The 25181-nt window shown below is 38.8% G+C and carries 24 protein-coding genes; 16 read left to right on the forward strand and 8 right to left on the reverse strand.

The window, feature by feature from the left end; genetic code table 11:
• Positions 1 to 113: 113 nt before the first annotated feature.
• The 6 genes from Q1K78_RS07675 (at position 114) to Q1K78_RS07700 (ending at position 6007) form a co-directional block, all read left to right on the forward strand.
• Positions 114 to 1202 carry a glycosyltransferase gene (locus tag Q1K78_RS07675; RefSeq protein ID WP_300176328.1) on the forward strand — a complete coding sequence of 363 codons (1089 nt, stop codon included), beginning with the start codon at positions 114 to 116 and terminating at the stop codon, positions 1200 to 1202.
• The gene (locus Q1K78_RS07680; RefSeq protein WP_300176330.1) at positions 1199 to 2380 is read left to right on the forward strand and encodes a glycosyltransferase family 2 protein; all 1182 of its coding nucleotides are present in this window, start codon (positions 1199 to 1201) and stop codon (positions 2378 to 2380) included. Before Q1K78_RS07675 ends, Q1K78_RS07680 begins: the two co-directional genes overlap by 4 nt.
• 14 nt (positions 2381 to 2394) lie before the next feature.
• The gene (locus Q1K78_RS07685; RefSeq protein WP_300176333.1) at positions 2395 to 3039 is read left to right on the forward strand and encodes a sugar transferase; all 645 of its coding nucleotides are present in this window, start codon (positions 2395 to 2397) and stop codon (positions 3037 to 3039) included.
• 161 nt (positions 3040 to 3200) lie between these two features.
• Complete coding sequence (locus tag Q1K78_RS07690) at positions 3201 to 5093, forward strand: EAL domain-containing protein (RefSeq protein WP_300176336.1); 1893 nt, start codon at positions 3201 to 3203, stop codon at positions 5091 to 5093.
• 96 nt (positions 5094 to 5189) lie between these two features.
• On the forward strand, positions 5190 to 5738 hold the full coding sequence (locus Q1K78_RS07695; RefSeq protein ID WP_300176338.1) for a DUF1415 domain-containing protein: 549 nt from the start codon (positions 5190 to 5192) through the stop codon (positions 5736 to 5738).
• A 41-nt stretch (positions 5739 to 5779) separates the two neighbouring features.
• Entirely contained in the window at positions 5780 to 6007 is a 228-nt protein-coding gene (locus Q1K78_RS07700; RefSeq protein ID WP_300176340.1) for a glutaredoxin family protein, read from the forward strand.
• A 119-nt stretch (positions 6008 to 6126) separates the two neighbouring features.
• Here Q1K78_RS07700 and Q1K78_RS07705 read toward each other — a convergent pair whose 3' ends face one another.
• The 6 genes from Q1K78_RS07705 to Q1K78_RS07730 all read right to left on the reverse strand — a co-directional run bounded on the left by Q1K78_RS07705 (position 6127) and on the right by Q1K78_RS07730 (position 12472).
• Positions 6127 to 7008: a LysR family transcriptional regulator gene (locus Q1K78_RS07705; protein ID WP_300176343.1), complete on the reverse strand. Its 882-nt coding sequence runs from the start codon at positions 7006 to 7008 to the stop codon at positions 6127 to 6129.
• Between the two features lie 69 nt (positions 7009 to 7077).
• Entirely contained in the window at positions 7078 to 7788 is a 711-nt protein-coding gene (locus Q1K78_RS07710) for an SDR family NAD(P)-dependent oxidoreductase (RefSeq protein WP_300176346.1), read from the reverse strand.
• A 232-nt stretch (positions 7789 to 8020) separates the two neighbouring features.
• A complete protein-coding gene (locus Q1K78_RS07715) occupies positions 8021 to 8458 on the reverse strand; it encodes a cytochrome b562 (RefSeq protein WP_300176349.1) in 438 nt (145 codons plus the stop codon).
• 94 nt (positions 8459 to 8552) lie between these two features.
• Positions 8553 to 8924 carry a NirD/YgiW/YdeI family stress tolerance protein gene (locus Q1K78_RS07720; protein ID WP_300176351.1) on the reverse strand — a complete coding sequence of 124 codons (372 nt, stop codon included), beginning with the start codon at positions 8922 to 8924 and terminating at the stop codon, positions 8553 to 8555.
• A gap of 391 nt (positions 8925 to 9315) precedes the next feature.
• Positions 9316 to 11793: an FtsX-like permease family protein gene (locus Q1K78_RS07725; protein WP_300176353.1), complete on the reverse strand. Its 2478-nt coding sequence runs from the start codon at positions 11791 to 11793 to the stop codon at positions 9316 to 9318.
• 1 nt (position 11794) lies between these two features.
• Positions 11795 to 12472 (reverse strand): ABC transporter ATP-binding protein, encoded by a 678-nt coding sequence (locus Q1K78_RS07730; RefSeq protein WP_122032236.1) that lies wholly within the window; start codon positions 12470 to 12472, stop codon positions 11795 to 11797.
• A 159-nt stretch (positions 12473 to 12631) separates the two neighbouring features.
• Between Q1K78_RS07730 and tesA the strand changes: the two genes are divergently transcribed.
• A complete protein-coding gene (gene tesA, locus Q1K78_RS07735; RefSeq protein ID WP_300176357.1) occupies positions 12632 to 13249 on the forward strand; it encodes a multifunctional acyl-CoA thioesterase I/protease I/lysophospholipase L1 in 618 nt (205 codons plus the stop codon).
• Positions 13250 to 13333: 84 nt separating this feature from the next.
• Here tesA and Q1K78_RS07740 read toward each other — a convergent pair whose 3' ends face one another.
• A complete protein-coding gene (locus Q1K78_RS07740) occupies positions 13334 to 13660 on the reverse strand; it encodes a DUF413 domain-containing protein (protein WP_300176360.1) in 327 nt (108 codons plus the stop codon).
• A gap of 130 nt (positions 13661 to 13790) precedes the next feature.
• Here Q1K78_RS07740 and hdfR point away from each other — a divergent pair, with 130 nt between their 5' ends.
• From hdfR to Q1K78_RS07755, 3 genes are all read left to right on the forward strand, one after another.
• Complete coding sequence (gene hdfR, locus Q1K78_RS07745; protein WP_300176363.1) at positions 13791 to 14651, forward strand: HTH-type transcriptional regulator HdfR; 861 nt, start codon at positions 13791 to 13793, stop codon at positions 14649 to 14651.
• Between the two features lie 163 nt (positions 14652 to 14814).
• Positions 14815 to 16164, forward strand: coding sequence for a magnesium transporter (locus tag Q1K78_RS07750; RefSeq protein ID WP_300176365.1), 1350 nt, complete (start codon positions 14815 to 14817; stop codon positions 16162 to 16164).
• Positions 16165 to 16285: 121 nt separating this feature from the next.
• A complete protein-coding gene (locus Q1K78_RS07755; protein WP_300176367.1) occupies positions 16286 to 16678 on the forward strand; it encodes a hypothetical protein in 393 nt (130 codons plus the stop codon).
• An 83-nt stretch (positions 16679 to 16761) separates the two neighbouring features.
• On the opposite strand, the gene Q1K78_RS07760 is transcribed toward Q1K78_RS07755, so the two are convergent.
• Positions 16762 to 18624 carry a PhoX family phosphatase gene (locus tag Q1K78_RS07760; RefSeq protein ID WP_300176369.1) on the reverse strand — a complete coding sequence of 621 codons (1863 nt, stop codon included), beginning with the start codon at positions 18622 to 18624 and terminating at the stop codon, positions 16762 to 16764.
• A gap of 575 nt (positions 18625 to 19199) precedes the next feature.
• On the opposite strand from Q1K78_RS07760, the gene Q1K78_RS07765 reads away from it, so the two are divergent.
• The 6 genes from Q1K78_RS07765 to Q1K78_RS07790 all read left to right on the forward strand — a co-directional run bounded on the left by Q1K78_RS07765 (position 19200) and on the right by Q1K78_RS07790 (position 25132).
• The gene (locus tag Q1K78_RS07765; RefSeq protein ID WP_366899674.1) at positions 19200 to 19709 is read left to right on the forward strand and encodes a hypothetical protein; all 510 of its coding nucleotides are present in this window, start codon (positions 19200 to 19202) and stop codon (positions 19707 to 19709) included.
• Positions 19710 to 19786: 77 nt separating this feature from the next.
• Positions 19787 to 20290 carry a hypothetical protein gene (locus tag Q1K78_RS07770; RefSeq protein ID WP_300176375.1) on the forward strand — a complete coding sequence of 168 codons (504 nt, stop codon included), beginning with the start codon at positions 19787 to 19789 and terminating at the stop codon, positions 20288 to 20290.
• An 80-nt stretch (positions 20291 to 20370) separates the two neighbouring features.
• A complete protein-coding gene (locus Q1K78_RS07775) occupies positions 20371 to 21096 on the forward strand; it encodes a molecular chaperone (protein WP_300176378.1) in 726 nt (241 codons plus the stop codon).
• A gap of 2 nt (positions 21097 to 21098) precedes the next feature.
• On the forward strand, positions 21099 to 21785 hold the full coding sequence (locus tag Q1K78_RS07780) for a molecular chaperone (RefSeq protein WP_300176381.1): 687 nt from the start codon (positions 21099 to 21101) through the stop codon (positions 21783 to 21785).
• 91 nt (positions 21786 to 21876) lie between these two features.
• Positions 21877 to 24261, forward strand: coding sequence for a fimbria/pilus outer membrane usher protein (locus Q1K78_RS07785; RefSeq protein WP_300176529.1), 2385 nt, complete (start codon positions 21877 to 21879; stop codon positions 24259 to 24261).
• Positions 24251 to 25132, forward strand: coding sequence for a hypothetical protein (locus Q1K78_RS07790; RefSeq protein ID WP_300176384.1), 882 nt, complete (start codon positions 24251 to 24253; stop codon positions 25130 to 25132). Before Q1K78_RS07785 ends, Q1K78_RS07790 begins: the two co-directional genes overlap by 11 nt.
• Positions 25133 to 25181 lie beyond the last annotated feature (49 nt).

The following is a 25181-nucleotide window of genomic DNA, read 5'->3' on the forward strand; positions in this document are numbered from 1 at the left end:
TCATTCTCAATTTGCAAATATTCACTTTTTAAATATAAACCATTGAATATAAAGGACAATATAACTGGCACAAACCCTGCAATTATTAAATAAATAATAAAAAGGAGCTTGCTATGAAAAACATTATTCATGTTGTCCAACACCTTTCTCCTGGTGGATTAGAAACCATGGTGTTAGATATGTTGGAGTTTTCTAATCCAAACCACAAAACAATGGTTGTGAGTCTAGAAGGGACACTCAAAGATACATTAGATCATTGGCCAAGATTGGCTCGCTACCAAGACCGTGTAATTTGCTTAAATAAATCACCCGGTTTTTCCATTGCTGTGGTTAAACAATTACTTTCAATATCTAAGCAATACCATGTGGATGTACTTCACTCTCACCATATTGGTCCGTTAATTTATTCAGGCCTCACTGCCTTACTAAATCGTAAAATAACGCATGTACATACTGAACATGATGCTTGGCACTTAAATAGCAAAAAACATCGCTATTTACAGCAATCCATCCTTACCTTATCCAAGCCAACATTAGTTGCAGATGCTAATTTCGTAAAAAAATCATTAGCTCGTATATATAATCAATACCCTATCTACACGATTAAAAATGGAATAGACCCTAATAAATTTACGGTAGGTAATAAGGCGCAAGCAAGACATTCATTAGGCATAGTATTACCTAGAGGCGCGATTGTGGTTGGAAATGCCGCAAGGTTAGAGACCGTGAAAGGGCAACCTAACCTTATAGAAGCCTTTCGCTTTCTAAATAAAAAATACCATTTGCTACTGGCTGGTTCTGGTTCAAGAAAATCGCATTTACACGCATTAGTTCATCAATATAAGTTAGAAGATAGAGTTCACTTTCTTGGTCATATTGATCACATGCCAACCTTCTATCAAGCGTTAGATGTATTTTGCTTGCCATCAAATAACGAAGGATTTCCTCTCTCAACTCTAGAAGCTCAAGCCTGTGGGATCCCTTGTATTGCAAATAATGTAGGAGGTGTCGCCGAAACACTCTGTCCAATCTATAGTCAATTGGTCAATAGTAACCGTCCTATTATGCTGACAGCAGCCATTAATTCGATTACCCAACAATCCAACGTTGGCAACCCAAGAGACTTCATTCTAAAAAACAATCACGCAAAATCTATGGCAACCGCTTATGAACATTTATACTTTTCGGGAGTGACTATATGAACATTTTTCTTATCATCATAACCACCTTTAGTATTATTGCGGTAGTCTACCATCACGCATTGTATCCGATGCTATTACGTTTGTTGGCTACTCGTTACCCACAACAAAATATGCCATTCACTCCAAGAGGGTTTCATCAATCAAAAAAAGATCGTGCTCTGCCAACCATTACAATGATCATTCCGGCTTATAATGAACAAGAATGGATAGCGGATAAGATCCGTAACCTATCCTGTCTGGATTATCCATCGCAAAAACTGTCTATCATTATTGCTTGCGATGGGTGCAGTGATGATACCGTTAATATTGCGTATGACACCATTCAAGAAGCCGTTTGCTCTGATGTACACATTGAAGTTCATGTGTTTGAAGAAAATCAGGGGAAAGTCTCTCTACTTAATCAATTAATCCCTCAATATGACAGCGATATTATCGCGTTAAGTGATGTATCAGCCCTACTTTCCTACGATGCATTGTTAATTGCGGCAAAGCACTTTAATAACCCAGAGGTAGGAGTGGTAAACCCAACTTATCATCTGTTAACGCCAAGCTCAATTGGCGAGAAAAAATATTGGGAATACCAGACTACCATTAAACAACAAGAAGCCATGATTGGGTCCAGTTTAGGTTCGCATGGCGCATTTTATCTTTTTAGAAATGAATTATTTATCCCATTAGATAACGACATCATTAACGATGACTTTATCTTACCAATGAAAATCGTAGAGCAAGGCTATCAAGCTATTTATGATCCTAGAATGCGAGCACTCGAATTAGAACGAGTTATCCAAAAAGATGATTTTGCACGCCGCTTACGAATATCTGCGGGTAATCTTCAACAATTGCTACGTTTAGCCCCTTTATTTAGTCCAAAATACAGAGGAACTGCATTTACTTTTTTCTCCGGTAAAGGGCTTAGATTTACAATGCCATATTTTATGATCATTGCGTATATTGGGTCCATACTGCTTCTTTCAAACCCAATTTTTCTGGTCGCCTTTATTGGGCAAACATTAGGTTACAGCATTGGTTTGTTTGGCTTTATTTTTCCTACTTTATTTTCAAATAAATATTGCCAAACCATTACCTATCTCATCACAGGACATACCGCTAATTTTATCGGTGGCCTTACCTATCTATTCAATAAACCGATGTCATGGACTCGAGTACATAAATAATAAGGGACACTATTATGATGGATTCTTACTACACAATTAATAAACCAATTATTCGCGCTAAACGTACCTTTGATGTGTGCTTATCTATTATTGGATTAATACTCACACTGCCGCTGTTTCCTTTTATTGCTCTTGCGATAAAACTCAATTCAACAGGCCCTATTTTTTATCGTCAACTGCGAGTAGGGAGAGCGATGCCTGACCAAATACATGTCTTTGAGATGATTAAATTCAGAAGCATGGTGCAAGATGCCGAAGCAGCAACAGGGGCAACACTAGCAACCGACGGCGATAGTCGAGTAACTCTCGTCGGCCGCTTCTTAAGAAAAACTCGTTTAGATGAACTGCCACAATTTTTTAATGTACTGAATGGTGATATGTCTCTAGTGGGCCCAAGGCCTGAGCGACCTACCTTTTATAGTAAATTAGATCGCGAAATACCTTATTTTAGCGAACGTACTTATGGGGTGCTTCCAGGAATAACTGGCCTTGCTCAAGTCAACCAAGGTTATGACACTTGCATTGAAGATGTGCGTTCTAAAGTAGGATTTGATCACAGCTATGCTCTTTCTCTTAGATCTATTTCTAGTTGGATAAAATCCGATGTCACTATTTTATTAATGACCGTAAAGGTAATGATTTTTGCACGTGGGCAATAATAATAATAATAATAAGCACAGTAAATGAAGGTAATACAATACGTTAGTTTATATGAGACAAGACCCGTAAGTATTAAAAATGATACGCCTGTTTTTCATTCTTACCTGTTATTATGAACAGCATATTATTAATGTAATTATTAGTTACTAGGTGCCTAAACATGCAGAAGTCCCTCACATCTTCGATTGTTATTCCTGATAAGATAAAACAAGATTGGCAGAATATGCTTAATGTTCTTGCTGATCTTACTGAGGTACCTGTCGCTCTTGTGATGCGTATTCATCATGAAACGATTGAGGTATTTTCATCTAATGACTCATTGGCGAATCCTTACATCGAAGGAAATATTGAACGCATTCATCAAAATTTATATTGTGAGCATGTCGTTAAACATCGCCATCAATTATTAGTACCTAATGCACTTAAAAACCCCGAGTGGGAAAATAGCCCAGATACCAATCTTAATATGATTGCTTATTGTGGCTTGCCTCTTTTTTGGCCGGATAACACGCCTTTTGGAACCGTGTGCATTCTCGATAGTAAAGAAAATGCTTTTAACCCGGCTTACCAACGTTTATTAGCTACATACCAACAATCTATAGAAGCCCAACTGAATACTCTATTTCAACATACTGAATTATTAAAAAACCACCTAAAACTACAACAAGAAATAGCCAGTAAAACCAATGATATTAATAAAATAAATACCAAATTAGCGAATGAAATAGATTGTCGTCGAGCAGCAGAGCAAAAAGTGGAATATCATAAAAGTCATGATATTGGTACTGGTTTTTTAAATACGACAGCACTATATCGACACATAGATAAATTAATCTGCACTAACAAGAATTTTGTTTTATTGCATATTCATTTCGCTAATAGTCGAAAAATACAACAAGAACACGGACACTCGGTATTTAATCTTATCTTAACTAAATATCGATCTAAATTATCCAAAGTCACTGACACCTCTGTCACAGGTCGATTAGACTCTTCTGACATTTTATTAGTCATTCATACAGATAAAGAAAAACTACCTAAACTATGTCAGCACCTCTCTGAAATTGGACAAACTCGTTTTTCAAATAACGAAGAGTTTATCCACCTGCAAAGTTATATTGGTGCCGTGCACTCTAACAATCAAGCATCCCGTACAGAATTGCTGCAATGTGCGTATAACACCGTTGTAGAGTGTCAAAATCATGGTAAAACATTCACGATTTCAGAGCGTTCGTTACCTGTTAAATCAAGCCTATCAGAACACAAAATTGAAGGCTATTTATTAGAAGCGGTCCGTAATAATGACCTCTTTTTAAACTACCAACCTAAAGTATGTCCTTACACTAAACAATGGTTAGGCTGTGAAGTCCTATTACGTTGGAATCATCCTCATCTAGCTACTATTTCTAATGACGTTTTGATTCAGTTAGCTGAACGAAATGGACTTATTTATGAGCTTGGTAATTTTGCATTAAGAAGTGCCATTCAACAAACATCAGAATGGATCTTACATTCGCCAAATTTTGTCACTGCCGTCAATCTATCCGCAGTTCAATTAAAAGATCCATCTCTTGTACAACATATTCAACAATTATTGGATATCTATAATCTTCCAGCTAAAAATTTAGAACTTGAGGTAACAGAAAGTGGATTAATTGCAGATGAAGAATTAGCCATCAGCACCCTTACTCAATTACATGAGATGGGAATATCTATTGCACTTGATGACTTTGGAACCGGTTATGCTTCTTTTCAATATTTGAAAAAATACCCATTTGACTCCTTAAAAATCGATAAAAGTTTCATTGATAATGTAGAGCATAATGTCGAGGACCAAAATATTGTATGTGCCATGATAAATATCGCCAAAAAATTGCAACTCAAGGTAGTTGTTGAAGGGGTTGAAAATAAAAATCAAGAACGCTTTGTAACAAGTGAAGGGGTTGACCTTATCCAAGGGTATCTTTACTCAAAACCAATCACAGCAAATGAATTCGAAGAAGGTTTATTCAATCAATCATCTATTGGGACTCCTTATTTTCAATTCATGTAGATAGCTATCTGAGTTTATTCATGTGTTGGTAGTTTCTAAACTCAACGATAATCTGTTATTCTTGCCAAAAATATTGTACATAAAAATGAAGTCAGCATGAATATTCAAAAAATAGAGCAAGAAGTTCAACAATGGTTGGAAGATGTGGTGATCGGCCTTAATCTTTGCCCATTTGCAGCAAAACCTAACCGTAATAAACAAATCAAAGTTTTTGTATCAGAAGCGACAACGGAAGAAGTTCTGCTCGAAGATGTGTTGCAAGAATTAATGAACCTAAATTCAAAAACAGCAGAAGAGTTAGAAACAACATTAGTTGCTATTCCAAACATGCTGCAAGATTTCATGGATTACAATTTCTTCTTAGATTGGATTGATGCTCTTATCAAGCAACAAGAATGGGAAGGCACATTCCAAATTGCAACTTTCCATCCAAATTATTGCTTTGGCGGTGCTGAGCCAGAAGACGATGAGAACTTAACAAACCGTTCTCCTTATCCTGTACTGCATCTTATTCGTGAAGAAAGTATGGCAAAAATACTGAAACACTATCCAAACCCTGAAGCAATTCCTGATATAAATATTGCCCGAGTAGAAGCGTTAACTCCTGAAGAGCGTCGTAAGCTATTCCCGTACCTGTTTGTATAAGTTACGCTACCAGTATCACTAGATTTAACTGAGAGATAATAATGAAACGTATTGTTTTATATGTCGCTGACAAATGCCCACATTGCAAAGATGCACAGCGTTACCTTGATTCTAAAAAAATTGCGTATCGATTGACCAACGCAAAAATGCAACGAGGACGCAAGGAGTTACAAGCCATGGGCGCTCGTTCTATCCCTGTTCTTAAGATTGGTGATCAAGTGATGGTTGGTTGGAATCAGAAGAATTTCGATAAGATATATAACAGTTAATTAAAAACAAAAATGGAGCTGATTAGCTCCATTTTTTTACTCACTAGATCGCTTTACTATCCAAAGATCTTACTCCAAATACTTGGATTACGCTTTTTGTGACGCTTTATTTAGGTCCTTCAACCTAGTTGATCCTTTAAAAAATCTAGAAACACTCTAATTTTAGGTGAAATAAGTTCTCTCCTTAAAAAAATAGCATAGACTGCAGTCTCTTTTCCATTAGGGCAAAAGCTATAATCACTCATTACTTTAACAAGTTCCCCACGATCTAATTCCCCTTTTACTGCCCAAAATGGAATTAGAGCTAACCCTCCATGATTCAGCACCAGTTGTTTTTGACCATTAACTGTATTGATTTCTATTGAATTTTCAATTTCAATGCTTTCAAGTTTATCACCTTTTAAAAACCAATTACCCCAACCAGCATAACCGTATTTAATACAAAGGTGATTAGACAAATCCTCTAATCTTAATGGACTGCCATTTACTTTTAAATAAGTCGGACTAGCACACAATACAAAATCATTTATAGATAACTTAGTAGCAATCATGGAGGAATCAGACAAACTACCACTTCTAATAGCTACATCTACATTTTCTTCAACTAGATCCAAAACTCTCTCGGTCAGCTCAACCCTCAAATCTACTTCAGGATATTTAGCTTTGAACTTAGGAAGTAAAGGGATAATTATCGCTTCACCAAAGCCTACAGTTGCACTGATATTTAACATACCACGTGGCATTTCTTGTAAATCATTAACGACACGTTTCGCTTCATCTAGCTCTACGATTATTTGCTTAGAATATCTGTAAAATTGATATCCTGCTTCTGTCAATGAGATACTCCGGCTGTTACGCTTGATTAATCTCACTCCAAGATCATTTTCTAGTACGGTAAGTTGACGCGAGATCGAGGAAGGCTGCACATCAAAAATACGGCTAGTTTCCGACATGTTTTTTGTCTCAACGACTGTATTAAAATATTGTAAACGCTTAATCATAATTCACCTGACTTATACTTCTAGCAATGATCTCAAAATATTGAACTATTGAACTATTGAACTATTGAACTATTGCATTTTTCCATTAAAAGCAATGAGAGAACCACTTAAATTTGTTTTTGATGATTGCGTCAATTCAATCATTAACTCGGCCATCTCTGCCGGATCTACCCATGTTGAATAATCTGCGCCTGGCATCGCTCTTCGATTGACTTCTGTATTAATAATAGTAGGTAGAATAGCATTAATTTTGATATTAGAAGCGACGCCTTCTGCTGCCATACTTTCCACAAGGCCATTCAAAGCAAGTTTAGACGCCATATAAGGACCGAAACCTGCTGAAATATTGCGGATTGTGTCACGAGCTGAAACGAACATAATCGAGCCGCCACCACTTTTTTCCATTGCGTTAAAAATTTCACGACCAAACACAAAAGCGGTTGTAAAATTAGCATTGAATAATAAATCCACGTCTTTAACATCAATGTCTTTCCAGTGTCCCCATGTATAAACACCAGTGCAATGATAGTGAGCTTCAATTTTCCCTAAGATATCAGAAGCTTGTGTAACAAGATCTTTACTTTCAGCTTCATTTGATAAGTCACCAAGAAGTACTGTTATTTTATCTCCATATTGATCTTCCATCTCTTTTGCACGCTCTTCATCACCTTTACGGCCAAAAGCCACAATTTTAGTACCCGATGCTATTAGGTCTTTAATTATAATTTTAGCTGTCACAGAAAAACATGAAGCAACGGTAGCAGTCTTAATAGTATTCATTCTTAGCCTTTAATTTCATAAGTAATTTAAGGTTTAAAGAATAGACTTTGTCATCAAAGGTTAGAATACAGTAAAAAACAAAGCATAGTTGCTTAAAAAGCAATGATTGGAATAGAAAGCTAAGCTTTGTGGTTAACTTGAATCAGAAGAATTTCGATAAGATATATAACAGTTAATTAAAAACAAAAATGGAGCTGATTAGCTCCATTTTTTTACTCACTAGACCGCTTTACTATCCAAAGATCTTACTCCAAATACTTGGATTACGTTTTTTGTGGTATTCAACTCGTAGTTCGTCAACTTGCTCAAGTACAGCTTGTGCTTTCTCTAAATCACCCGCATCCAACTCTGCTTTAACCAACGCAACAGAAGCCGATAACTTATTAAAACCTTCTTGATACATGGCCTGTTTTTCTGGGGTGTATTCGCCCTGCTTTAACTGATCAATAAGAGATTCTAGTTTAGTCACAACTTGATTCATATCCTCAAGAGACGTCGCTCGCTCGCCTAGCTTATATTCTAATCTCATCTCTTTCATGACGGCTTTCATATCTACAGGCGCGTTAACAACCATTGATTGGTCATCAATCATATCCGTTGACTCAGTCGTTGTATTTGCCGCAACGCCCGCAGAAAAAGTCAGGGCTAATGTTAAAAATATAGCTTTCATAGTAATCCTTTAAATAAGCAAGATAGGCAGTGTAATGTATTGCTTCTCATACTCACAGAATTAATATGTTTCAATCCATAACGATGAATACGGATCAGTTAACAGTAATGCTATCTACATAAATAAGGTAATTATCTTCTTTATTTATCTCACCTTTAATCGTCACTTTATCGTTTGGTTTTACTTGTAAGCCAGACATTTTGTCACCATCAATTTTTACATTTAATGACCCCGTCTCATCTTTAAACAAGTAAACTTCTTTACCTAAAGGTTCAATTAAGTAACCGGTTAATAGGATCGGAGTATCGTCAATAACAGCACTGGCGCTCAATACAGAGGCTACCGTATTGACTCCATCCATCGGCTTTGAAAATTCATCCTGATAATTAGTAGGCTGATCGTTAGCAAATGCAAGCGTTGATGAACATGCTAATAACAGTGTGAATAAAATAGTTCTCTTTTTCATAAATAAATGCCTTAAGTGTCATTATATAAATAGTAAATAAAACCACATTAACATTTGTAACTTGATTTTATTATCAAGACCAAAAAAAGTTATAAATATATAGTAGTTCAATTAAGTCTATTTTTCAGACTACTCTTAGTTTTTAATTATATCAATCACTAGATTATTTTTATACTTTCCTCATAAAACATCTTGGCAACGTTTGAAACCAATAATTAACCTATTGATATATAAGCACTCCATGCCATAAATTTAACTTGCTATCTTATGTATCTTTGATTAAAAGAATATAATAATTGAATCTAAAAAATCATATTGAATCGTCAATTGAAGGAAGAATATATATATCTTCTTCCTTCAATCGTATTATTAAATTAACGAATATAAATGCTTATTTCAATGGTTTTAGTAACTGTTTTATCACACTGACCAGACTCATAAATACAATCATCATGGCGAGTAATGGCAACACAATCCACATACCTATGTGCAATGTGGGCTCAAGCTTAAAGCCCCATTTCACTAAGCTAAATACGATTGCTTCTGCCCCCATCACCGCCACAAAACCTGCTGCTAATGCCATGACCCCATATTCACTCCATAATGTCTGGCTAATACGCTGACGGCTTGCTCCAAGAGTTCGATAAAGGGTAATTTCACGTTGACGCTGATACAGACTTAAACGCAGTAAAGTGAATATCAACAACACGCCACTCACCACGCCTAAACCAGCTAAAACACTCAGTGACCACGTAATTTGAGCAAGCATCGCTTGGATTTTGCCACCCATGGTCCTAAAGTCCAATAAGCTTACCGTGGGGTAATCACGAGCCAGTTGATTCAATAGCGTATTTTCGTTGTCATCGACTTTAAAGCTCACTAACCAAGTGGCAGGTAAATCCGCAATCACATCGGGCGTGAAGATAAAATAGAAGTTCGGTTTCATGCTCTGCCAATCCACAACACGAATAGAATTTACCTCAGCAGAAAAGAGTTGGCTGTTTACCGAAAAACTCAACGTATCGCCAATTTGAATATCCAAATCATTCGCCACATTTTGCTCAACAGAGACTCCATTTTCTTTCGTCCATGCCCCTGCTGTGACTTGATTATGAACCGGCAACTCATCACGCCACGTAAAGTTAATCTCACGACGTAGTGCATCTGAGCCTTGTCCTTCGCCTTTCATTTTCTCTTTAGTGCTTTCCCCGTTAATTTCAGTTAAACGACCACGAATAATTGGATAACCATCCGATCTATCTAGCTTTTCATTATCTAATGCTTGTAAGTATTCTTGTTGCTCATAAGGCGCAATATTCATCGCAAATACATTCGGAGCATCAGGTGGAAGCGTTTGTTGCCAATCCCCTAGTAAATCGGTTCTCACTAACCAGATCACGGCAACTAACATTAATGAACCCGACAATGCGGCTAATTGCATCATGCTGTTTTTTGGAGAACGTTTAATGCGACTAAGCGCTAGGGTCATCGCCGCACCCCATTTAAAGCGCCCAAACAGATGCACTAAGCCATAGCTAATACCAGAAAGTAAGACAAACAGCACCACTAAACCAACTGATACCATCCAGACTAGGCTGTTATTGCCGTACATAAATAAGAAAGCCACCACTGGTACCGCAATTAACCACAAGCCTTTTTTAGACGATGCGGTGATTTGAGATTGAAGTACCGCTATCGCAGGAGTGTCTAATAAACGCAATAGTGGGATGCCTAAAGCGGGTAAACCGATAAACAGCGCCACAACCGAGCCAAACACAAATGGCTGCCAACCGTAACTTGGTAAGTCTTCTGGTAAAATACCTGCCAGTGGAATACGCAGTAATAACTCTAATCCCAGACCAATTAACGAACCTGCCACCACACCAGTAAAGAACATCAAACCCACTTGGCTTAATAACCAACGTTTCAACCACTGCTTGCTTGCGCCCATGCTTTTTAACATGGCAACAGTATTAGCACGACTGGTCGCATAATGCTGACACGTTAATACTAAGGTGACGGATGCCATTAATATCACCATCAAGATAGTCAGTGACAAATACTGTTTGGCTTTTTGCATTAGATCAGCGGTGCGACCTTGAGTCTCTTCGCTTATCCAACGCTCTCCTGCTTGCAACTCATAATCACTTTGCAATAGAGAGATTGCCTTATCATTACCTTTAAATAAGGTGCGATATTTAACGCGGCTGCCCAATTGAATAGCGCCTGTTTTATCTAAATCTGCCTGATGAATAAACACACTTGGCATGGTACGAAATGGGTTAAACGCTAACTCAGGTTCCGATTCAATCACGCCACTGATTGGCAGTTCAGCATCACCAATGGCAATAACATCACCAATATTGAGTTCCAATAACGATAAAAGGCGATCCGCGATCCACACTTCTCCTGGTTTAACTTGGTTATGGATTTGGTTATCAGCCCCGTTTAATAAGAGCTCACCGCGAAGTGGGTAATTACTTTCTACCGATTTCACACTCACCAACTGCATTCCTGAATCACTGAATGCCATGGTTTGAAAGCGCACTTGAGAAGATAACACTAAATTTTGATCATGCGCTTGTTGCAAAATCAGTTCAGGGGTTGGATTGGCTGAACTAAACACCAGATCCGCCGCCATCATGGAGCGACCTTGATCTGTCATGACTTTTTCTACTCGAATCGCCAACGCAGACAAGGCGACAACACAAGCAACAATCAAGGTTAATGCTGCCATTACAGGCCACAGCTGTCCTTGCCAGATCTCACGCCAACTCCAGCGTAATATCATTTTGTTACCAGACGCTCGATTGTTTCCTAAAGACTTTCTATTTCGAGAAGATGTTGTCGTTAATGATTTTTCCTTCATTTCACTTCACCTCTTCGTGGATCTGCCCTGCATTGATGGTAAGTGTTCGCTCACATCGCTCTGCCAATTTGGGATCATGAGTAATAAGAACCAATGTAGTGCCGTGTTTTTGGTTCATCTCAAATAAGAGTTCAATAATATGTTCCGCAGTGGATTGATCTAAATTACCTGTTGGTTCATCTGCAAAAAGAATGCGAGGCTGAGTCATGAACGCTCGCGCTAATGCTACGCGTTGTTGCTCTCCACCTGAAAGTTGAGAAGGAAGATGTGTTTCTCGCCCTGCAAGGCCAACTGAATCTAACAACTGTTTTGCTTTTGCAATATCTTCACCTTCACCACGTAAAATCGCAGGCAAGGTGACATTTTCAAGTGCGGTTAAAGAAGGGATAAGTAAGAAGCTTTGAAACACAAAACCAATCGATTCACTGCGTATTTGAGCACGAGCTTCATCATCAAGCTGAGATAGGCTTTGCCCTAATAATTCAATATCACCAGAGGTTGGAATATCTAATCCTGCAAGCAAGGTCATTAAGGTTGATTTACCGGCACCAGAGGTTCCTACAATCGCGACGCTTTGCCCTGATTGAACCTCAAAAGAGATGTCTTTTAAAATGGTTAATTCAGCCTCGTTAGAAAGTACTGATTTTCCTACTGAGCTCACTTTTATGGCCGCTGTCATTGTCATTTCCCTTTGCTATTATTTTCATGCTATTCCGCATATTGTATACCCAAGCACGATAAGAACTGCAATTTCCTTTACACTTCTTTAACTAATGCTTATTCGTTGGTATCCCTATTTCTGTTATTCTATTGAGACTCGATTATCTAAAGGTTGAACATGCGTAAATTCCTCACTCTTTTTTTAGTGCTATTAAGTAGCCAATTATTTATTCTTAAACAAGCCAATAGCCAAACGCTATTGATCCTCGGTGATAGCTTAAGCGCTGGCTATAACATGCCTATTGATCAAAGCTGGCCTTCATTGCTGCCTCTACAACTAGAAAAACTAGGCAAAATAACAGAGGTAGTTAATGGCAGTATTTCTGGTGATACAACAGGTAATGGATTAGATCGATTACCTACCCTACTTGAGCAGCATCAACCTAATTATGTCTTAATTGAATTAGGAGCAAACGATGGATTACGAGGCTTTCCACCACAAAAAATTAACGCCAATTTAGAAATGATGTTTACGCAAATTAAAATGGCTAACGCTCACCCCTTGCTAATGCAAATTCAAGTACCACCTAATTATGGAAAACGTTACAGCCAAGCGTTTGGATCACTCTATCCAAAATTAAGTGAGAAGCATGACATCCCTTTACTGCCTTTTTTCTTAGAAGAGGTGATCGTAAAGCCAGAATGGATAATGAAAGATGGATTGCATCCAAAACTAGAAGCGCAACCTTGGATTGCCGAGTTTATGGCAAAAGAGTTAGCCCCCTACTTAAAATAAGCGTAAAGAATAAATCCAATAAAAAACCCCAATAATTGGCAATCCAACTATTGGGGTTCTATGTATCATTACTATGTCGTAAGTTTAATCATCGTCTGATGAATAACTCTCCTCAGAGCTGTCTTGCGAACGCTGAGTTCCACACAAGGTGAAGAATTTAGGTTTAAAGTTAATCTTATCTTGGTACTTCAACCAACATACGGCAAACTCTGAAATCTCTACTGGTTGATGCTCAACTTGCGCAACAAACCGATGCTCTGCGTCAGACTCAGGCATTATGGTTCCATTTAGCAAAGATTGCATAGTTCGACCGTATGTTTCTAAAATTGTCGCTTCACGGATAGTAAAACCACTGCGACTAAAACCTCTCTTGAAGTTTTTATCGTCATAAAATTTCGTCGTTATTCTCATTTATGCTTCGTTGTAACCACAAAAAACATATATGTAATTCAGCTTGCCCCCTTTGTACAACAAAAAATATTAGCGCTTTCAATTAAAATATTTTATTGTTAGCAATACCGACACCAAAGAGATAATAACATTGGATACTGATCTGCTTAAAACCTTCTTAGAAGTCACAAAAACGCGTCATTTTGGGCGTGCTGCAGAGCATTTATTTCTCACCCAATCGGCAGTGAGCTTTCGTGTTCGCCAATTAGAATCGCAATTAGGCAATTCTTTATTTACTCGTCAACGACATAATGTGCAATTAACTGCTGCCGGTGAGCGATTACTTCCTTATGCCGAAGCTATTTTGCAAACCTGGGGACGAGCCAAACAAGATGTAGCTCTAACGGAAGAATATAATTCACAAATCACCATTGGAGCGAGTGCTTTAATTTGGGAATTTGATGGTATTTCTGATTGGATCAACGGTATTTATGATACTGTTTCAGGATTAGCATTACGGTTAGAATCAATCCCACGACAAGATCTTGCGAAGTCATTGCTAGATAAAAGTGTCGATCTTTTTATTACCAGTGAACCGCCAAAGATTGATGGCATTCGTGTCTTTAAAATACGAGATTATCAACTGCAATTAGTTTCACAAGTCAAAAATTGCACAATGAGCAGCATTCACACTTTGCCATTAGTCTATTTGGATTGGGGGGCTCGCTTTGCAATTCAACACAGTAAAATTAGTGAATTACAAAAAACGCCTATTTTGTACAGCCACTCTTCTCGCATGGCGTTAGATTATTTAATGACTCATCCAAGCGTTGGTTATTTACCCGCTCCTGTGATTAATCAAAGCGTTGAGAATAAAGAACTCTATGTCGTTGAAGATGCCCCTGTAATGGAACAAGCATTGTATTTAGTGTGGCAAGAAAAAAGCGACAAAGCTGAACTTATCGAACAAATTACGGCAATTGACCCAAACATGGTCACGAAAAGCGTTTAACTTGTTCAGATTAAGTGTAGAAACAAACTTGAGGGCTCTACTTAGTCCTTAATTTTATCTGTCACTTAGGTAAATCATTATATTAAAGGGTTTAATAAACGCTTTCTAGTTACTATAATCACGCATTACTTTTAAATCCTGCTTCCATCCACGGAGTACGACATTGAACGAACATCAAGATTTATCATTCCAACTCGAAACGCTATTCAATGCCGACGACCAACAGCAACAAATAAGCTTATTGGGTGAATTTGTAGAAAACGGGTTAGATACCGGTTCTATTGCGCGTATTTTAGAATCTTTTCCAGTTGATGATCGTGTGCAATTATGGCGACATTTGCCATTAGAAATGCACATTGAAGTATTAACTGAAATGCGAGCTGATGCTCGTGTTGCCATTCTAGAAGAGCTGTCAGAAGCAGAGTTAAACTTCACCTTAGCTAAACTGGATAACTTATCATTAATTGAGTGGGCAGAATCTCTCCCTGACGATATTTTCAGTCTTGCTTTGCAACTCATCAACCGTGATGAGCTCGACTTATATGATGATGCAAAGCAGTATGAAGATGACGAAGTTGGTCACTGGGCGGATAGAAAAATCGCAACACTGCCTTTTAATGTCAGTGTTGGGCGAGCTAAAAAACTGTTAAAAACAAATTTATTTCAATCACATCAATATATGCACTTAATTAACCGAGCGCATAAGTTTCACGGTATTGTGCAATACACGGATATTTTAACTGCTGACGATTCAGTTAAAATCAACACATTGAAATTAGAAGATTGCTTAGTTCTTAATGTGCACCAACCTCTCAATGAAAGTATTGAAGCCGTTGAACACTCAGCCGTACCCAGTGTGGCGATTATCGACGACGATAACGTTTTAATTGGGCAACTTGATTGGCAATTTGCGATTAATACCCAACGTGAAATTTACGAAACTCGTTTAATGGCGGGTACAGGTATGGATGAGGGCGACGATCTTTTCTCTCCTATCCTTAAGAGTTCAAAAAAACGTGGCGTTTGGCTTGGTATTAATCTTTTGACTGCAATATTAGCGTCTGTAACCATTGGGTTATTTGAAGATGTCATCACCCAAGTCGTTGCACTGGCAGTATTAATGCCAATCGTGGCCTCTATGGGCGGTATTGCTGGCAGCCAAACATTAACCTTAATGGTTCGTGCAATGGCTCTCAATCAAATCACTCCTGGTAACCGTTTTGCATTATTAAAGAATGAATTGGGGATTGGCTCAATCAACGGTTTGTTATGGTCATTAATCATCGGTGGTCTTGCTGGTGCATGGTTCCAATCCTTTGCTTTAGGGGCAACCATTTCACTCGCTATCATAGTTAATATCATTACCGCAGCTCTATTTGGTGTTCTTATTCCGATCACCTTGGATAAGTTTAAATTAGACCCTGCATTGGCTGGCTCCGTAATCTTAACTACTGTCACTGATGTTGTTGGCTTCTTCGCTTTCTTGGGCACCGCAAGCTTGGTGATGATGTAGTGCTTAGTTTATTAAATAATAGATTGTCTCAATATTTAGCAAAGCATCAACCGAAGAAAAAGGTATTATGTACGGATACATTTATTATGTATCAACCCCTTCTATTCAAAGGAAAACAATAATGAAAATTCGTTTTTATCTTCTTGCAGCACTCACTATGACATCACTTTTTGGCTGTGGAGGAGGTGAACAATCTCTAAAAGTAACCGCAAGCGCATACACATCAAGTGTTGGTGAAACCGATGACACACCAAATCTTGCAGCTTGGGGCGATATATTGAAACCAGGCATGAAATCAATTGCGGTATCAAGAGATCTTATCGATATGGGCCTTACTCATAATCAAGAAGTAACAATCGAAGGACTTGATGGCACCTATCTAGTACTAGATAAAATGAATAAGCGCTGGAAAAAGAAGATTGATATTTACATGGGTGAAGATGTTGATAAAGCAAGACAATGGGGTAAAAAAGAAGTCGTTATCCATTGGACTGTAGAAGAAGAAAAGAAGTAGACACTTAATAACTATCACTTCAACACTTTCAATTAAAGTGGCCTCGTAATGAGGCCACTTTTTTATATCTAAATATAGCGATCCTAACTGCCGATCACACCACCATTATCTTTAGTCACCATCACAATAGTTGAGCGTGGTTTGCTATCTCCCCCTTGAGGAAAGTGTCCAGATGGATGCTGCACACCAACAAACATGGTTTTTTGATCTTCAGAAAAAGTGAGTCCGGTAATTTCACAACCAATTGGCCCAGTTAAGAAACGACGCACTTCGCCTGTTTCAGGATCACCACACAACATTTGATTATTACCCTGTCCTGCAAAGTCTCCTTTGTTTGAGTAATTACCATCGGTTTGAATCCATAGACGTCCTGCTTTATCAAAACCAATACCATCAGGACTATTAAACATATTGTCTTTATTGATGTTGTCACTGCCAGCGTACAAATTGCCTTTATGAACCGTTGGATTCCCTGCTATTAGGTACAAATCCCATTGGAATGTATCACTCACATGATTTGCATTAGTTGGTACCCAACGAACAATTTGACCATAATGGTTTTCAGCTCGTGGATTAACGCCATCGACATCTTGACCTTCTTTTACCCCACGATATTTATTATTAGTTAATGTACAGAAAACGTGTTTTTTATCTGGATGAATGGCAACCCATTCAGGCCTGTCCATTGTGGTTGCGCCCACTTGTGTTGCTGCTCGACGAGCAAAAATCATCACTTCAGCTTGGCTATTAAATCCGTTTTCTTTGGTTAATCCATTCTTACCATAAGTGAGTTCTAGCCACTGGCCATCGCCTTCTAACTTATCGTCTTTCATTGCAAATTTAGCAACGTACAAGGTGCCTTCTTCAAGAAGGTTACGATTGGCAGCGTTATTACCTTCTTGGTATATGTCTTTTGATACGAACTTATACAAATGCTCGCCACGTTCATCATCACCAAGATACACCACGACATGACCATCATCATTCACCACTAATGCGGCATTTTCATGTTTAAATCGACCTAGCGCAGTACGTTTTAATGGCGTTGATGTTGGATCATTCGGATCAATTTCAACCACCCAGCCAAAGCGATTTGGTTCATTCGGATTTTTAGCGACATCAAAACGGTCATCAAAGTTATGCCATTGGTATTTACTTTGCTCAGCATCAATACCGTAACGTTTGTCGTCTGCGCTTACTTTTACGTTTGTTTCTGAACCAAAAAAGGAATCAAAATTTTCTTCACAGGTTAAATAGGTGCCCCAAGGCGTTTCTCCATTTGCGCAGTTATTGAAAGTCCCCAATACTTTTTTGCCTGTTGAGTCTGCTTTGGTTTTCAATAAATCGTGCCCAGCTGCAGGGCCAGTCACTTCCATTTCTGTATTTGCGGTAATACGGCGGTTTGCTTTACCTGTTGGATCCATCGTCCATTGACCGTTCTTTCTTACGATTTCAACAATGGTAATTCCTACCGCAGCTTGTGCTTTGACAACATCATCTGCCGTCATTGCTTTGCCTTGATGCGCAAACAAGTACTCATAATTGGTGTATTCATTATTGACCGCAAGAATGGCGCGATCTTTTGATAAAGGGAATACACTCATACCATCGGTATTATCACCAAATTGCAGAGCTTGTGCTTTTGAGTCTTGCTTACCGTTAGGGTTAAATTGAGGTGCGTTAGCAAAGATTGGATCTCCCCACGACATCAACGTACTAGAGCTATAACCTTTAGGAAGAAGAATAGAATCACTGGTAGAAGTGGTAATTGCCTCAAAATTTAATAATGAATTATCCATGCTACCTGCGATGGCTTTCGCTACTGGATTTAGCGCTAAAAAAGCGCCTGCACCTGCCGCCGCGGTTCCCATTAAAAAACCTCGACGAGATAAACGAGCATTCACCATGTTGCTAAAATCTGATTCTTTCTCTACAAATTTGCTCATCATACTTCCCTTTTGAAATTGTTATTTTTATACGACCGTTTTATATAATAAGAAGCAGACTAAAGAGAATTTATGACAGTAATATTGAAGATTTATGTCGCTTTTATTGCTATTTCATTACCTCCTAAATTAAAACAGCCATTCATAAGTGATGATAAATAATTCGATGCTTATATTAATCACTATCCACTATTACTATTTCACCTCGCATCATTCAGTGTCTAAACGTACGTTTTAGAGTCGTATTTATATTATTAATAACTGTCACACTGATAGCGATACGGAGGAAAAGATCATCACAACTTCCTATGTTTAACAAACGCGTAGACCATAATTCCAACTTTATCAATTCAATAAAAATACTCAGTCAAACTGGTACTTAGACAAAAAACATGTATCTAATTGAATATAAAATTATTATCTAAAATTTAATCTCGAACCCTGACATTAAATTCATACTAAATCTCATACTTTTTCTAATAATCAACTTTTTTTAGTACTTCGCCATTTTTTTTAACTCTTATAATTTTAATAGTTAAGTAACCAGTTACATTCAATTTGCGAGAGATGTCATTATGGTTAGAGTATGTTGGTTTATTCATAACTTCATCGCCTCCACGTTAATTTTTAGTCTGTCACTTTCATTTTATGCTAGCGCTAATACTTTAACGTTAGGAATTAACGGTCAGATAAAAGATCGATGCGAAATAAATTTTTCTTCTGGCAACATCATGAAATTTACGGAGCGCCATAAGGTGCAATCATTGCCTTTTAATGTGTATTGTAACCGCCCGTTAGGTATAACGATTAACTCCAAATATGGTGGTCTAAAATATCAACAACAAGGTGTTGATATTATTGAGAGTTACAACTTGTCATTACAAATAGATGATCTTCGTCTTTATGAAAGTCGGCACAGCAGCCAACTTATATCATCAGTAATGATAGACAGTTCTGGTGTTATTCCTTTCTCCCAACAAGGGAGCCTTAAGGTAGCACTCGAAAATGGCTTGCATTTCGCAGGTTATTATCAAGACGTTATTGAGATTGAAGTTTACCCTTCGATCCATAGCGCGACAAAGTGAAAACTCTGCAATGCATTTGCAGAATTGCATACGCTCAGAAGTATTCGAGCCAATCATTTAAGATAAAGGAATTTCTAATGAAAAAGCTAACACTCTACGTAGCAACAGTCACCGCTATTTTTGGTGCTCAAGTTCAAGCCGCTCCTGGTGATGTCCAGTTAGTTGGTTTTGTTTCACCTATATGTGAAGTTACCGGTCTTTCAACACAACTGATGGACTTTGGTGACGTATCTCAAATTCAAGACCTTTCAGTTAGTGGTCTTAACATGAAGTGTAATGACGTCGATGGCGCAACAGTGACACTGACAAGTGCTGAAGGGGGTCTAGAGTCAGACGATAGCGAAGACTACGCTCTTACCTACGATGCAACATTTACACCTTCAGATGCAAGCTTCGCTGCTTTCACGCTTAATGCACCAGGGGGCCCAGGTCAAAATGACGTTTCAGTCAGTAATTCTTATGCCGGTTCTAGCGCATTAGCGACAGGTTTCGCCGCATCTATTGAGATTATTACGACAGAAACCTCCCCATGGGCAGGTGGCTACTCAGATACATTAACCGTAAATATCACCTCAAATTAGAGGTTAAATAAGTCGGGGGCTATTATTTAGCCTCCGACTTAATCTTATTAATTACTTAAGTTTAATTTGGAGCTCTCGCTATGTATAAATGGATCATGCATAAATGGATCGTTCTTTTCCTATTGTCATTCACTTGTTTGTCCGCTCATGCGTTCAAAGTCGAACCGATGTCTATGGAAATGACACCGCTTGGCAAAAGAGCTCAAATGACCATGAGGGTTGAAAATTCTTCTACCGAACCACTCACGGTTGAATTGTCTCCAGTATTTATGACAATGGACAAATATGGAAAAGAGACCACTACGCCTGCAGATGACGAGCTATTGGTGATTCCGATGACCGCAATTATTGAGCCTGGACGATCGCAATCGATTATGGTGCGATATTTAGGCGATCCTTCCATCACAGAATCAAAAGCTTTTCGTGTTGCAGTTAAGCAAGTAAAAGTTCAAAGAGCGAGCAGTAATCAAGGGCAAGTAAGTCTTTTACTTCAATTTAATACGCTTATCAACGTGCGACCTCAGAACACGGTTTCTGAGCTAGAAATTAAAAGTATCGAACAAAATAACAAAAACAACAAATGGGTTCTTGAAGTGCTTAACAGTGGTAATAGTTATGGTCGATTAACCAATACAACATGGAAGATCTCTGATGGTAAAAATTCAACCTATTTAAAAGGCATTGAAATCGCTAAACGTATTCCGGGTACTTTAGTCCTTCCCTACTCCACTCGATTTTTCGAAATGCAGCCTCTTAAAAATTATGACGTGAACACCCTATCGATTGAAATAGAGCAGGATCAATAGCAATGAGACGTTATATCTTGGGTGGGCTCATTTATTGCTCTCTGTGTGCGCAAACGTTTGGCGTTACACTGTTTCCAACCGTCATCGAGCTCAACACAGATCACAGGACAACATCGCAACTGGTTGTGACTAACAACTCAACACAGGATCTTCCACTTGAAGCTAACATCCGTCGTTTGAAATTCTTATCTGATGGCACGTTCCAAACATCAGATCTATCGAATGAAGAGATTTTTGTGTTTCCACCAGCTGCAATGTTGGCACCTGGTGAACGCCAAGTATTCCGTATACAGTGGTTGGGAAACCAAACTCTCGAAACCTCCCATAGTTACTTCGTTCGTTTCAGTACCGTGAATATTGGCCAAAACAACGCAAAAATGAATAAGCCCACCAGTCTAACGACCGGTATCAAGCTACAAGTTCACTACAATGCGTTGTTGCACATTCACTCATCCTCGTTAGAGCCTGACGTGAAATTGCACATAGATGAACAAGGCAAACTAACACTCACTAATTCAGGATCGCGATTTACCTATACATCGTTACTTCATTTTACGGGGCTCGAATCTCATAACCAACAAGTACATGAGGCTTTAGGTGAGCAGTTTATTCCACCACGCTCCATTATTACTTTGCCTTCTTCTTTAAATTACTTACCAGTGGGCACTTACCATGGGTATGAAAACTGAAACCTATCACAAGATGTGGCAAGTTTTGTATGTCTTGGTATTAGTATTTTTTTATTGTGCCGCCTTAATCCCTGCGGCTTGGGGTCAAGAAATGGTCTTGAACTCGACAGGACGAGATATTCAACTTACCTCTTTGTTAAGGATAAGTGACACGATACTGGGTGAGGCGGATATTATCATTACCGCAAACAACGAAATTTTGTTACCGAAGGAAAGCACGCTCTCTCTCCTTTCGTCCGTCGTAACTCAAGAAGGTATTGATAAACTCAATGACACTACAGACGATGAGGTGCTGTCACAGCAAGATTTTGAGAGCGTAGGACTGGGTCTGAGTTTCGATTTTTCGTCATTAGAATGTGTAGTGACGGTACCGCCCAAATTTAGCTTAACCCAGCAACTGTCTATGAACGGCGCCGATGATTTTTATAACTATGCTGATCCAAGTTTGTTAAGTGGATACGTTAACGTTGCCCTTTCTGCCAATGAGAGCCAATATGTCGATCAGTCTTCGTCAAGACAGGATCGCTATCGCGGTCAATTCGACTCAGCACTTAACGTTAGTTTTCTAAACTTTGAATACGAATCCTATTTAGAAAACAGTTCATCACAAGATTCGCAATACGTAAGAGAAGGATCTCGTCTTAATATTGACTTTGCAGAACAAGGCACACGACTTGTCCTCGGCGATATGTACAACAGTGGGAAATCTTTTCAAGACAGCTCCGACATACTTGGTATTGGCTTAACTCGAGATTTTACACTCATTCCAACCAGAAATGCACGACCACGAGCCAATCAATCATTCACACTTCAAAGATCCTCAAATGTCGATGTCTATATAGATGGGATTGTAGTCCAACGATTAACGCTAGGCGCTGGTAGCTATAACCTTAGTGACATCCCCCTAGCGCAAGGTAGCAATGATATTGTACTTGTCATCACCGACCGCTCAGGGAATGAAGAACGCATCGAGTTTTCTATTGCAACCGGTAACAACTTGCTCAATAGCGGTGAGTTTGAATATAGCATCATGTATGGAGCGCCTTCCGAATTACAAAATGGACAACTAGAATACCTAACCGACGAGCGTATTTTTCATGGTTATTTTGATGTAGGTATTAGCCCTTGGTTAACGTTAGGTACCAACTTCCAAAACCGTGAAGATCTTTACCAATATGGTGCCACCGCGTTACTTGCTTCTACATGGGGCGTCACTGAACTCAATGCTTCGCGTAGCGAACACCCTACATTTGGAACTGGCGACGCTTACAAATTTGCGTTCGATGCGGAGTTTTCCAATACGAACACGCTGTCCCCACAACTAAGTGTGAGTTATGAATATCTGGCCAACAATTTTACTGGGGTTTCAGGGTTTGATGCTTCCGATATCGATATCAACTTAACCACCCATTATGTATCTGCATTCAGTTCCATTTACCTTTGTCAATCTTTACGTGCCGCCATGACCTTCAATTATCGCGCAGGAGTAGACAAAGATAACGATTATTGGCTGATTAGCCCGAGTTTATCGGACGGACTGTTTAATACTCCCGCCACCTGGAGTGTACGCGTTAACTATCGGCATAACGCAACCGAAGACGATGACATTAGTACCACAGTCACCATAAGTTTGCCTCTTAGCCGACAAACTCGTGTCGTCGGTCGTTACACCACTGAGCTCAATGAAGCCGCCTTAGATTACAGCTATCAGAATAATATTGGTAACACAGGGGGGATATCGGGATTTGCGAGTGTAATTACTAACGAAGAAACGGATGCCGATATGGATGCTGGTATTAACTACACGGCAAACCGTTATGAATTAAATGCAACCCACGCTTCACGGCTTGAAGACATTAGTGGTGAAAAACGAAATCACAGTACTGACGTGACTATAAGTAGTGCCCTTGCTTTTGCTGGTTCATCTGTGACGATAGGCAGACCGGTGCGCGAAGCGTTTGCTATTGTTAGCAAGCACGAAAGCCTCGCAAAAAATGACGTGGCTATCGACCCAACAAAAGATGGTGAGTACGCACGTGTTTACCTTAAAGGAAATGCAAATGTCATGGTTCCGGACCTTGTCGCTTATAATGGTCAAGTAGTCAGTTACGAGGTTGAGAACTTACCACCTGGATATGACTTAGGTGATGGTGCTTTTTGGGTTAAGCCTGGCTATAAACAGGGCTTCCAACTACAGATAGGCTCCGATGCTGTATTAACCGTTATTGGCAAGCTGTTCGATAGTAAAAGTAACAACCCTATTTCACTTGTCGCGGGAGCGGCACATTACCTTGGTGAAGAAAAACAGTTACCGATTGACTTCTTTTCCAATCGTAACGGCATATTTGCAATCTCTGGATTAAAGCTAGGTAAGTACCAGTTAGTACTCGACACTAAAGAACAAGAGTCAGTCATCATTACTCTAAGTGAACGCAGTGACAACTTGATAAGACTAGGAGATTTGTATGTGGAATAAACAAGTTCTTTGGGGAGCATTGAGCCTCATCGCCATAAGCCATGCTCCTTCTGCATTTGGATGCGAAGCTAGTGCGTTAACTATTCAACCCACCTCATCCCAATCACAATATGACGTTTTCAGCGCAGGAACTTTCGCGACGATAAATACTTACCGTATAGAAGCGAATATAATCGGAAAACCTTGCAAGTTGAATCTAGTTTTGCAACTTAACGATACCAGTCGATCGCTAAAAGGGTCAAACCAAGACAAACTTAACTTTGATTGGAGTGGTCTCGTTGGTATGCCTGTGGCTAATCAATGGCACCTATCATTAACCGACAGTCAACCTTCCGCAATAATACAAATGCGTTTCCCGAGCAAGCAATGGTTAGTATCAGGAACGTATCGAGGGCTTTTAGAAGTCTCACCTTCTTATGCTTCAGATAACAAACAAATAGAAATCAGCCCTAGCTCACTACCTATTTCTGTTAACGTCCCACCCGCTGCAAAAATTCACTTTTATGGGTTAACCCAACAACATTATGACCTTGATCTAGGAACATTATATTCAAACAAGGTGATTCGTTCTGCACCTAATCTATGGGTTCAAAGCAATACAGCTTATACCATCGTTTTGGAATCATCTCATCAAGGAAAGCTACGCCATGAATCTAACGACACTAAATGGGATATTCCATATCAACTTACCCTCGATAATGATAGAGTAAATATTACACAACTGGATGCACGCGTTCAACGTCTCGCTGCTACGATTGGTCAACCCATTCCTTTGAGTTTTATCATTGGTAAAACAGAGAACAAACCGGGAGGACAATATAATGATACATTACAAATTTCTATTGAACCTCGACTTTCACAGCAGCCCTAAATATACAATTGTATAAATCTTAAGATATGTAACGTAATTATATAAAATA

Source organism: uncultured Aliivibrio sp. (assembly GCF_946479765.1).
In the GTDB taxonomy this organism is placed as follows: Bacteria; Pseudomonadota; Gammaproteobacteria; order Enterobacterales; family Vibrionaceae; genus Aliivibrio.